The sequence below is a fragment of the Muribaculum sp. An289 genome (assembly GCF_002159555.1).
Classification (GTDB): Bacteria; Bacteroidota; Bacteroidia; order Bacteroidales; family UBA932; genus Merdivivens; species Merdivivens faecigallinarum.
In genome coordinates, this window is the sequence record NZ_NFIV01000001.1 from 238,064 (window position 1) to 250,393 (window position 12,330).

General features: G+C 50.1%; 9 protein-coding genes and 1 riboswitch. Of the genes, 3 read left to right on the forward strand and 6 right to left on the reverse strand.

What is annotated here, in order from left to right; translation table 11 throughout:
- The first annotated feature begins 30 nt into the window (after positions 1–30).
- From B5F83_RS01215 to B5F83_RS01225, 3 genes are all read left to right on the forward strand, one after another.
- On the forward strand, positions 31–843 hold the full coding sequence (locus tag B5F83_RS01215) for an FKBP-type peptidyl-prolyl cis-trans isomerase (protein ID WP_087276014.1): 813 nt from the start codon (positions 31–33) through the stop codon (positions 841–843).
- 71 nt (positions 844–914) lie between these two features.
- Positions 915–1,349 carry a DUF3127 domain-containing protein gene (locus B5F83_RS01220; RefSeq protein ID WP_087276018.1) on the forward strand — a complete coding sequence of 145 codons (435 nt, stop codon included), beginning with the start codon at positions 915–917 and terminating at the stop codon, positions 1,347–1,349.
- 346 nt (positions 1,350–1,695) lie between these two features.
- Complete coding sequence (locus tag B5F83_RS01225) at positions 1,696–3,078, forward strand: hypothetical protein (protein WP_087325203.1); 1,383 nt, start codon at positions 1,696–1,698, stop codon at positions 3,076–3,078.
- A gap of 104 nt (positions 3,079–3,182) precedes the next feature.
- Here the strand turns inward: B5F83_RS01225 and B5F83_RS01230 are convergent, their stop codons facing one another.
- The 6 genes from B5F83_RS01230 to B5F83_RS01255 all read right to left on the reverse strand — a co-directional run bounded on the left by B5F83_RS01230 (position 3,183) and on the right by B5F83_RS01255 (position 12,308).
- On the reverse strand, positions 3,183–3,344 hold the full coding sequence (locus tag B5F83_RS01230; protein WP_087276023.1) for an Arc family DNA-binding protein: 162 nt from the start codon (positions 3,342–3,344) through the stop codon (positions 3,183–3,185).
- A 13-nt stretch (positions 3,345–3,357) separates the two neighbouring features.
- On the reverse strand, positions 3,358–4,293 hold the full coding sequence (locus tag B5F83_RS01235) for an SPFH domain-containing protein (RefSeq protein ID WP_087276218.1): 936 nt from the start codon (positions 4,291–4,293) through the stop codon (positions 3,358–3,360).
- Positions 4,294–4,513: 220 nt separating this feature from the next.
- Positions 4,514–5,956: a DUF4465 domain-containing protein gene (locus tag B5F83_RS01240; protein ID WP_087276026.1), complete on the reverse strand. Its 1,443-nt coding sequence runs from the start codon at positions 5,954–5,956 to the stop codon at positions 4,514–4,516.
- Between the two features lie 120 nt (positions 5,957–6,076).
- A riboswitch (cobalamin riboswitch) is annotated at positions 6,077–6,314 on the reverse strand.
- A gap of 388 nt (positions 6,315–6,702) precedes the next feature.
- A complete protein-coding gene (locus tag B5F83_RS01245) occupies positions 6,703–8,136 on the reverse strand; it encodes a TolC family protein (RefSeq protein ID WP_158094121.1) in 1,434 nt (477 codons plus the stop codon).
- 8 nt (positions 8,137–8,144) lie between these two features.
- Positions 8,145–11,261: an efflux RND transporter permease subunit gene (locus B5F83_RS01250; RefSeq protein ID WP_087276032.1), complete on the reverse strand. Its 3,117-nt coding sequence runs from the start codon at positions 11,259–11,261 to the stop codon at positions 8,145–8,147.
- Positions 11,262–11,273: 12 nt separating this feature from the next.
- Entirely contained in the window at positions 11,274–12,308 is a 1,035-nt protein-coding gene (locus tag B5F83_RS01255) for an efflux RND transporter periplasmic adaptor subunit (RefSeq protein ID WP_087276035.1), read from the reverse strand.
- Positions 12,309–12,330: the final 22 nt, after the last annotated feature.

A 12,330-nucleotide genomic window follows, 5' to 3' on the forward strand; every position in this document is an offset into this window, starting at 1 on the left:
GAAATTTTTAATAAAAATTGTCATAGAAAAATGAAAATTATCAAGATTCTTTCTGTAAGCGCACTCGCTATCGCGCTTGTGTCCTGCGGCACCGGTTCCGCTCCGAAAAATCCGGGATTCGAAGTTGAAGCGGAATTTCCTCAGCAGTCCCTTATCGATTCAGTAAGCTACTACATCGGTTTCAATTTCGGATATTTCATAAAGAACAACGGTTTTGACGAGAATGTCGTGAACATGAGCAAAATAAAGGAAGGCATGCGCGATTACTTCAAGGCATCGTCTCCTAACGACACCAACGCGTTCAAGCTGAATCCTCAGGACATGAACAAGACTTTCAGCTATTATATCGGAAAAATGAACGCTTACAATAACGAAATCAACCTCAAGAAAGGAGAAGCGTTCCTGGAAGCCAACAAGGAAAAGGAAGGGGTCGAGACTACCGAAAGCGGCTTGCAGTACAGGATTCTGGCTGAAGGCAGCGAAGTCCGTCCTACCAGCACAAAAGATACCGTTGAAGTAAGATACGTGGGAACATTCATCGACGGGAGCGAATTCGATTCTTCCAAGGATGAAACCGTAAGCATGCCTCTTTCAATCTTCATCGAAGGCTGGAAAGAAGGTTTGCAGAAAATAGGCGAAGGCGGTGAAATCGAGCTTTACATACCGGCCAATCTGGCTTACGGCCCGACAAGAAGGGGCATGATACCTGGAAACTCCACGCTGATATTCAATGTGGAGCTCATAAAGGTCAGCCCTTATGACGAAGAAGCTAACAAAAACAAGATTTCAAAAGGAAAGGAATTGCAGAAAGTCACTTTGCCAGTAAAACCGGCAAATAAATAAGCGGACTCTTCGACAAAAGACATCAGGAGGGTGGCCCGCGGGGCGCCCTCTTTTTTTAAAAGACACGGATTATGGATATAACTGGAAAAATAACACGGAAACTGGCAGTGCAGAAAGGCGTATCGGCAAGGGGCGAATGGCAAAAACAGGAATTCGTCATCGAATACCAGGAAGGCCAGTATCCAAGTTTCGTATGCTTCAATGTATGGGGCGCGGACAAAGTAAATGAACTCGCAGGATACGGCGAGGGCGACGAAGTAAAGGTTTCTTTCAATATTTCGGCAAGGGAATATGCCGGAAGATGGTACAACGACCTCAGGGCATGGAGGATTGAGCGTGTCAACGATGCCGCGCGCCAACCGGCGGCAGGCGCTTCGGCTGCCGGCACGACCGGGACAGGCACGGCTAACAATACGGCCAGCGGACAACCGGCGGCCGGCAACGGCATACCGGCCCCTACGATAGACGACCTGTCCGAACCGGAAGAGGACGATCTGCCGTTCTGATTTGGGACCAGCGGATAATTCCGGTCGGAATCTTCAGTTTTCCACCCCACAGCCAGCCATCGTTTTTGTAAAATATTGATAATAAGTAGTTTATAAAAATCACATCTGCACTTGGGTACTTTCTAAGGTACCCAAAGACAGCCTGTATTTTTGTAAGTTATTGATTATCAACCACTACGAAAGAGACCGACTGGCTGTGGGGTGGAAAATGACACTACAAATCCGCAGGTCCTGTTTTTTATTATGTAATAAAGCCATATCTTTGTAAAACAATTAAAACGTACTATTACATGAAAACGATTACAAACCCTGCCCGGGGGGGGGGTATTTTAGGAATCTCCGGATTTTGTCGCTCCTGAGCATCTTCGCTCTCTTTACCGTCTCATGCGAAAAAGGGGAAACACCTGCCGACGACCCTGAAAACTTCGTAAACCTTTCCATCTCCGATGTAAGCGACGGACACTTCACCGTCGATTTCCAAGCCGGAAAAAGCACAAAGACCATCGAATATGCCGTCTGCCGTGCCGTGAACATGAAGGCCGACTCCGTAGCCTTTATGGAAGGTTCGCTCGACAACATACGGCAGGCCATTCCCGAGGGAGACGGCAAGATATCAGTGCATTTTGATTTCTCAAATCCTCTGGATTTCGGCCCGTATACTGTCTATGCCCGCGCAATCTCCGAATCCGGACAAGCATCCCGATTCGTGAAAGAGCAGGTCTGCGCGCTGACTACGGGAGTCACCGTAGAATATGTAAGTCGCGCAAGATATAAAATGAAAACATCTTATCACGGAAAGGACTTCATCATCGCAGGATACAGACAATCAAAACAGAATTTCTTCCGGAACCTTGAGCGTAACGGATATGAACAGAGTCTGGACAGGATAGTCGATTTTATCATGAATGATGCTACCGAGAGCGTACAGAACGGCTGGCTTGATTTAAGCACCCCGATATTTAATGACGGACAGTCATGGGAAGAGCAGTTCTTTTGGGATTTAAGCTCGGATAACAGCTACACATGCCGCGACGACCAAATCGTAGGATTCGTCACGTCTGACGGGACAAAAATCACCGGTGCTTATGCTTTCGAGATTCCGCTTCAGGAATACGACCCGTCCATACCTCTTCCGGACAGCATGAAAGTTGAAATCGATTTTTCACAAACCTTGACTGAAACCGAAGAATGGAACGACGGCGGCGGCACCGCCACCACTACATACGAATATTTCCCTGTTGAAATCTCTATGGGAGATGATTATGAACACTATTTTTATGGTCATTTCACAGGCAACTTTTATGACTTTGTTTATGAATACGACGGCCTGATGGACAGGTTTGGATACCTATTCGGGCAAAACGAAGAAGAAATGTTAAAATGGTATTTTACAAGCGGAGGGTTCAATTACATATTAGACACTGAAAAGATCGACTCTTCCTTACTGTCATTCCATGGAATTACCGTTTACAGCAATGGGGAAACAGTCGAAGACTATTATCCTGAAATGACGATAGTCGCCTGTCCAGTAAACTGGAACGACGAGAGCGTCCTCGGCATAACAGTCGTACAAGTCCCTGAAGAATACCTGAAAGGTGCTGGAACGACAACAGACATGGAAACGAAGGGCATTGGTAAAACGGACATGGGTAAAACGGCTACATTCACTGTTCCGGTCACCCGTTTTACGGAAACACCGCCTTGCAAAGTCATGCCGACGGTACAATAAATACACCTGGCTGTCAGCAAAACAACAACTTACGCGTGTGGCCCGGACGGGGTTTTCCCATCCAGGCCACACTTGTTCTTTTGAAGCTGTTTCTCAGAAGCTTCTTATTTCATCCTGCCGCTTTTGCGCAACGCTTCGGCAATAATCCATTGGAGCTGGCCGTTCACGCTGCGGAACTCATCGGCAGCCCACTTTTCAAGAGCCTCCCATGTCTTCGAATCCACTCTGAGGACAAAAGATTTTATGTCGGAAGAAGGCTTCGCCATGACCAGCCGCGGTTTAATTGTACAGCGACCCTGTATTGACTACAGGCTGTGCGGCCTCATCGGCGCAAAGGACAACCAACAGGTTGCTGACCATTGCCGCCTTGCGTTCCGGGTCAAGGGTAACGACCTTGTCCGACTCGAGTTTGTCCAGAGCCATCTTGACCATGGACACCGCGCCTTCCACAATCTTTTCCCTTGCCGAAATCACGGCCGAAGCCTGCTGGCGGCGCAACATCACGGCAGCTATTTCAGGAGCGTATGCAAGATAATTTATACGGGCCTCGATGACTTCTATGCCGGCCATTTCCAGCCTCTCGTTCAGGGTCTTTTCAAGGATGTCGTTGATTTCATCGCCACCGCTGCGGAGTGTAATCTCGTCGTCCGGCCCCTCGTTATTGTCATAATTGTAATTGGTAACCACCTGCCTCAAGGCCGCATCGCTCTGGATATTCACAAAATTTTCGAACGCCTTCATCACAGACGACACTGAAGCTATGCCCTGTCCGGCTCCGGCCATAGTCTGCGAATCTATTTCGAACATGGCCTTGTAAGTGTCCCTGAGTTTCCACACAAGCACCATGCCCACCATAATCGGATTGCCCGACTTGTCATTCACCTTGATAGGACTTACATCGAGGTTGCGGGCACGAAGCGACAGTTTTTTCTTCTTATAAAACGGATTAACCCAATGGAAACCGGTACTGACAAAAGTTCCCTTGTATTTTCCGAAAAAGACCATCACCCTCGCCTGATTCGGCTCCAGCTGGAAAAACCCGAACAGCGAGAACAGGAAAACTATCAGAAGTATGGCACAGACTATCGGACACCATAGGGCATCCGTCGGCAAAGCCGCAATATAAACAATCGCCGCGACAATGACGGCCAAGAGAAAAAGGGCCAAAAACCCGTTAAGAACCAATCCTTTAAATCCGTATTCTTTCATAATGATATTATTTTGATATCGCAAAGATATAAAAATTCAGGAATACGCAAAAATTTTTCAGGCAAATTTTTAATTTGAAGCCAGGGGCACAGGTCACATCGGCCGATGCCAGATGATACAAAAAAGTTCAGGGGCCTTCATACATACTATGAAGCGCCTCCTGAACTTGGAATTAAGTTTTTATCTAAAATATATCCTTACAGCAGCCGGCTGCCGGCCCTTATTTTCATAACCTGATTTTCACCGTTTCTCCCTCGCCTTCATATACCAAATCGTCGAAGCAGAAGTACGCAGGGGTATTGAGCCCGTAATCGCCCGTATCGGAACCCTGCATGTCGAATTCCACGAACTGGCATTCGGGAAGCACGCTCAAATCGAACTCATGCCACCCTTCGAGCAGGCCAGGGGCATCCGGAGTACGGAAATCCGCAAGATAAAACTCGGCGGACCCGACCCTTTCCATGTTTTCGTCGAGAGCATAAGCCACAATCTTGAACCAGTCTCCGGTTTCATAACCGAAAGGCTCACCTGTGCCGAAAGGATTGCCGTCCCGCATCAGCAGATATGCGTATGTCGAATTGGCCACATACATGCGCAGGAGCTTCCTCGGCGTAGCAAAGTTTATCCTTGTCGGCTCGCCATAGCCTCCTACGACACTGAAATTCACCACGAAATGTTTGGAACCCCCATGTCCGCCCAGGCCTGTCACCGGGTCGGAGAAATAGACACTCAGCTGATTGTTAAAGTCACCCTGCTCCATATCGTTGCTGTATGAAACAAGCAAGGAACCGTTGTACATCTGATAACTGCCATAGGAAAGATTGGTTCCGAAGAAAACATCATAATTTTCATCACTGACAAAGTTCATCCCCTGCCATTGGTCGTCTTCGGGCACATTGTAAAAACAGTTGCCGTAATTGTCACCGGCTTCAGCCAGCCTTACATAATAGTAGTCGCCTTCGAAATCCAGGGTTATCTCCTCGGTCCCCGGCCTGTATACGTAAGCATATACAGGGAGTTTGGCTATGATACTTTCGCCATGACCCACGGCGATAAAATCTATCGTGCCCTCATATTCAGCATAGTCCAGACCTTCCTGCGGCGCCGTCACCGAAACCTCGTTTCCGGAAACAGCAACAGTCCAGCCTACCGGTTTTATCACGGAAAAATCATCCACGCCTTTCGTCTCAATAGATACGGAAACGGTTTTACCGGCCTCTACCCCATCGATTGAAGAAGCATCGATGACAAACTGCAATTCTTCATACATCGGAAGCCGGATTTCCGTGCCGTCCGCAAGCACTACGACAAAGACATCCCCGTCCACGTACGCCTCTTTGAAAAGAGCCTCCGGAATCTCGGGCGTTTCCGCTTCCGACGGATGGTTTATCGTGATGGAAGAGCCGTCGCTGAGGTTGATTACGGTAGTTTCACCGGTCTCCGCAACCGAAACAATGTGAAGGTTTTTCGAAAGGGCATCCACTATCTGCCTCAAGGCCTCGACATCCTCCTCCAGGGCATCTGTCGAAGCGAGCAAATCATTGATTGACTCCTCCAGACGGTCCAGTTCGCTGTTGATACCGCTGTCATCGTAAGGTTCATAATCCTGACATGAAAACAAGGCCCCTGCCAGAAGGGCAGCAAAAACAAAACGTAAAAATTTCTCCATAATTGAATCTATTAAAATTTAACAATTTCAAAATTCAATCAGGATAATAGTAGCGGCAAAAAAAGCGTAAACAATAATGTTCCCGTAAACAATAATGTCCGCACCTGTGGTCCCGCAGGCTAAAACCCCGAAAAGCAAGGCAGGTCTTCTGACTCGTCCTTTCCGGAGCCTTCCCGGCGGCAGACTTGCAAAGTCCGCGAAAGTGCCTGAGCAACTTTCTGGTGCCAGTGGCGCAGATTTCCGAAAAACTCAAAAGCCGGTTGTCACACGGCTTTTTGGACTCACAGCAGCGGGTACTGTCGCCGATTCGCACGGCGTTCCCTTGGCCATTGCGGGGGCAAAGATAGGCATATTTCCGAAAAAACAAGAGCCGCCTCAAAAAAAACGATGCGCAAAGTTTTCGGACGGCGAGGTGACAAAGGAACGAAAATCTGATTTTTTTCCGCCGATTTTTACCGCATTCCTGTTTTCGTGACCGGAAAAGCAATTTCCCAGCAAATTTTTCACCCCACAGCCATCTTTCCCATTTTGAACATATTGATAATCAGTATATTACAAAAACACAGGCTACTTTTGGGTACTTTCTGAGGTACCCAAGCGCAGGTCGAATTTTACTAATTTATTGATTATTAGCCATTTATCAAATCACTGGCTGGCTATGGGGTGGAAAACAGGCCCGATAGCATCTCACAAGCGCTCAACCACTCCAAGTTCCCGGCCTTGTGCAACCGAGGCCCGGGACAATGTCACTCAATCATATTGTCGTACTCCAGGACCTTGAGCTTGTAGCTGATACATTTGTCGACATACTGCCCGACACTTTGCTGGTAAAGTGCCTGCGCTTCAAGCAGGTCTGAAAGTGGCACCATTCCGGAGGCATAGTAATCACTGTTCACTTTCAGGTTTTCTTCCGCCTGGACGATTGTCTGCTCATAAATCCCCACCTGGCGGTAAAGGTCGCAAAGCTCATCCCAGGCCTGTCTGACCTGAAGCGACAGCAGGCCGCGGTAATCTTCGCGTTCGTTCACGGCTATCTGCTCCATGACCTTCTGCCTGCGGTAATTGAAAGTATTGTCCCACCATGAAGAAATCGGGATGCTCAAGGTTACGAAAACCCCGGCATTGTGGGTGTTCGCCCCCCAAAGGTTACCGTAAAAATAGCCCGCACCCAAGCCGAGCTGAGGGAGAGACTCGCCGAGAATCAGGCGCTTCTTGTATTTTTCCGCCTCTACATTGAGGCTCAACAGCTTATATTCGTCACGGCGGCTTATTTCCGTACTGTCGGGCACCATCGGAAGACGGGGCAGCGAATGCATCCCTTCCAGACCGTCGACAGGCACGACCGTATCTTCCAAAGGGAGACCTATATACTGGCAAAGGGACATATTGGCAAGCGCTATGGCGCTGTTCAGGGTAGAACGTCCCGACATCAGTTCATTGCGCTTCAGCTCCACCTTCAGCAAATCGTTCTTGTTGACAAGCCCCGCCGAATACGCCGCCTCCACATCCCGGTACAACGTATCCACAAGGGCGGACATGCTTTCGAGTGTCTTCATCTTCTCATTCAGCGAAACAAGAAGCCAGTAACGCTGCTCGGCACCATACGAAACGTCTTTCAGAGTCATCGACTTCTGGATTTCGGCAGCTTCCACCCCTACCCTGGCCAGTTTGTTCCCGTTTATGATGCGGCCACCAGAATAAAGCGGCTGCAAGGCCACGACCGAAGCCGAAACGCCTTTCTTGACCATCTGCAAAGAAGCATTATAAGACAGCCCCGACACGAAATCGCTGACTTCCTGCTTAATATCCACGCCGAACTGCTCGAACAGAGGGGCTATCTCGTCCAGAGCCTCACTGATGTATGACTCTATCGATTTTCCGTCGGAATACATTTCCACCGATATTTTCCCGTCGGTGACATCGGAAGTGGAAACATCCACCAGATAATCATGCAACAGAAAAGCGGAAACATTCGCGGAAACCGAAGGAAAATATTTCGCTACCGCGGAACGTTTCGTTTCGACAGCCGCCTGCACCTTCAGATCGGCATTCCTGACTGCCGCATTGTTTTCCAGAGCCCTCGCGCGGCAACTGTCGGCATTGAATTTCCATACATTCTGCGCCGGGCAGGTTCCGGGGACAGCCATAAACGACAGTACCAGAACCACAAATATTTTCATGACGGTTTTCATGCCACTGTTTCCTCCTTACCTGATTTTGCTTTATTGAAACATTTCCAATACGCCACCGGAAGTATCGTAACCACGAATCCGATAGCGAAAATGGTTCCGAAACATATCACAACGCCCATAGGCATCCACAGCGTACTGCGGCTGATAATCATCGGAAGCACTCCCACGGCCGTAGTCAGGGACGTCAGGAATATCGGCCGCATCCTCCGTTTTCCTGCCTCGAAAGCGGCTTCCCGGGCAGTATAGCCTTTCTGGAGCCTGAGTTCCTCGGCCAGCTCGAACAGTATTATCGTATTCCTTATATTGATTCCGAAGAGGCTTACTATACCGACGACAGCGGTAAGGCTGACATCCAGCCCGAAAATCCTGAGCCCGAGAAATGCCCCGAAAAGGCAGAGGGTCGTAGAAGCCAGCGACAGCAGCGCGATGGATATTTTCTTGAAATTGAACATCAGGAAGAAAAACAGGATGGCAAGAGAGGCTATCAGCCCGAGTATTATGCCCGGCCCGTTATCCTGATTGATGGCAGTAAGTCCCCCGTAACGGATTTCAACGCCCTCCGGAAGGGTCTTGCGGAAATCCTCCTCGACGTATTTTTGTATCTTCTTCATCGCCACCGGCTGGCTCGCCCCCTCCCTCAACTCGGAAGAAACCGTAACGGTCGGAACCCCGTTATAATGCGTAATGACCGCCGGAGTCCAGTCCGGAGTCAGATCCGCCACCTGGCGCAAAGGCACCCATACCCCTGGCACTGCGGCAGGTACCATCGCATTGTACAGGTCATTGTAGGACGGAGAACCGCCGAATCCTGTTTCCAACACTACATTTACCGAATAATCGTCCTCCCAGACCGTAGTCAGCGGGATTTCGCCGAAAAGTACCGTAAGGGCGGAAGATAGCGAAGCCCGGGAAATCCCCAGTTTTGCAGCCTCCTCCGGCTTCATGTCGATTCTGATTGTATACAGGGACTGGCCATAATCCGAATGCACCCATACCAGCTCATCGTCCATGCCATGCATGAAAGCCTTCAGGGTATCCGCATATTTTTCCAGCACGGCCCTGTCATTCCCGCACAAACGCAATTCGATAGGGCAGGTCGAAGCCTGGTAATCAAGCTGCTTGACCCTTACCGTAGCCTCGGGATACAAATCGAACGAACTATCCTTAAACTTGGCTATCAGAGCCTTTGCATCATTGTTACTCCTCGTGTTCACAATAAACTGGGCATAATTCGAGGCCGGAAGATTTGGCGAATACGCCGCCATGAAACGCGGAGAACCGCTTCCGATGAAAGCCGTGACCGAAAGCACCCTCCTGTCGGTCTTCAGATAATCCTCGAACTCCTGCGCGACCCGTGCCGTCTCGTCCAGCGTGCGGCCTTCGGGAAGATAAATCTCGACAGCGAAAGAGTCGCGTTCCGCCTTCGGCATCAACTGTATGGGGGAGAGCAGGAAAATCACCACCGCAAGGGCTACCGAACCCACAGCGGCAGTTATTGCCGCATACGGATATTTCATGCATTTCGACAGCACGAACTCGTAAGTACGGTTGACGAAAGCGAAAAACCGTTCCTGAATCCTCTCGACGAGATTCAAATCCCCCGAAAGGGACTTGCTCCCGAGCATCTTATATTCCATCAAAGGAACCAGCAACATGGCCATTATCAATGAAATGAACAGCGACAGGGCAATCATCGGAGGAAAATATCCCACGAATTCCCCGAGGTATCCGTCGATGGTGAAAATGAACGGAACGAAAATCGCGCTTATCGAGAAAGTCGCCACGAACAGAGGCATGAAAAGGCTTCTGGTACTTTCGACAGCCGCATCCCAACGGGACATACCCCTTCTGAGGTTGTCCACGAAAGCGTCCACCATCACTATCGAGTCGTCCACCAACATACCGAGGGTGACTATGAGGGCCGCGAGGGTTACGGTATTGAGTTCCATTCCGAGCACATACATGACGGCAAGGGTGATGAACGTAACTATCGGTATCTCCACGGCCGCCACTATGGCCGAACGCAACGGGAACATCATGAGCATCACCGCTATGACTATCAGGATGGAAATCATCAGGTCACGAAGGAATTCGAACACGGATATCTTCACAACCTGTGGAAGATCCGTTATCCTGAACATATCCACACTGTCGGGCAGCCCGTTTCCGAATTCATCTATTATGGCATTGACTTCCTTTCCGAACTGGACTATATTATTGCCGCTGCGCATCTCCACCGACAGCACCAGGGACTTCACCCCGTCATGGGTAATATACGAGGACGGATTGTCGTAGCGCCGTTCTATGACGGCTATATCCTTCAGCCTGACCATATTGCCGGACGTCGTAAAGGCAACGACCTGCTCCCCTATCTCCTTTTCCGTAGTGAAAGGGACGGTCACTTCCAGCGGAACATCGGAACCGTCCAGTTCAAGAGACCCTCCTATGGAAAGGAGCCCCTGAGGGAACAAAGTCGCGAAAACCGTTTTCGCATCGATGCCGTAGGATGTGATTTTCTCCTTGTCGAGCCTTATGGCTATCTCCTCGTGACAGTCGCCGTAACGTTTGATGTTGCCGATTGCAGGCACTTCACGCAGCCTGTCTTCGAGCAAGCCCATGTATGTTCCGAGCTCCCTGTAATTCTTGTCGGCCGAAGAAAGGGTTATGAGAAGCGACGTAGTGTTCCCGAAATCGTCATTCACCGATATGGCAAGGACCCCGGGAGGAAGGGTCGCCTTGAAATCCTTCAACCCGTGCCTGATTTTCGACCACGCCTGACCGTCGTTTTCGACCGTCTCGTCGAGCACCACATAGATATAGGTTATCCCGTTTTTCGTAACTGAAAAGGTATTCCTCTTGTCGACCTCTTCGTATGAAAACAGAAAGTCTTCGAGAGGTTCCGTAAGCTGTTCCTCGACCTGCTCCGCATTGGCCCCGGGATACACGCCGGCGACGACACCGAGCCTTACCGAAAATTCCGGGAACTCCTGCTTGTTCATGTTAATCAGGCCATAAACGCCGAAAACGCACAGCACGGTCACCAACAATATGACTATGCCCGGACTGCGCATTATGTTTTCGACTATGCCTTTGCCGCGATTATGCTCAGCCATATCCGTCCCCCGCTAATTTTTAACGACTACCTTCATCCCTTCGGAAATCTTCTGGATACCGTCCGAAACGACGGCATCACCGGCTTCGAGGCCTCCGGAAACGAGGACACCGTCCGGCCCGGCACTGTAGACATCCACATATTTTCTGGATACGGTTCCATCCCCGGCCACTACCCACACATACCGTCTTCCGTCATTCGAAAGCGACACCGCCCGTCCGGGAACCATGAAAACCTCCGCCGCACCGGCCTGCGGCGCGAAAGACACTTTGCAGGTCATCCCGGGCAATATGCCGAACCTCCCCGTAACGGCCAAACGCACGGAGTATCCATGGGACAGCAAATCGGCCTCCACCCCTTTCGACACGATGACGGCCGGGACTCCCTCCAGATTCATGGAAGGAACGGCCACGGAGGCCTCATCGCCGAGTGAAAACGAGGATATCTCATTTTCCGGGACGTTGATTTCAACCTCTATGGCATCCGGGTCGGTAAGCTCGGCTATCGGCCTGTAGGGCGGGACATTCATGCCCTGCTCGGCAAGCACCGACGATATCACCCCTGAAGCCGGGGCGTAAAGCCTGCAATCCTCAAGATTCTTCTTCGCAATATCGAAGAGGGCCGCCGCCTGATCGCGCTGTGAAACGACCTCTATCCATTTTACTTCCGGCAGACTGCCCTTTTCATAGACCTCTTTCGCCCTTCTGTAACCGTCCTCCGCCCTGTCGTACGAAGCCCGTGCGGCAGCAAGCGCATTTTCGGCCGTTCTCGGATCGAGTTCCGCTACAAGATCCCCGGCCTCGACACGCCCGCCCTCACGGACATATATTTTTCCGACATTTCCGGAAACGGGAAAACTGAGTACGGCCGTAAAAGAATCGTCTGCCTTGCCGACAAACTCCTTCGAAACATGGGACATGCAAGAAGAATCGACTGCAAAAACCCTGACTTCGGGCACATATCCGGCAACCTTGTTCCCTTGATTGCCGCCACATGATGACAGGACAAGGGCCGGAATCAAGACATTGAGGAAAATACGTTTTTTCATATCAGTCCAAAATAATTATCGT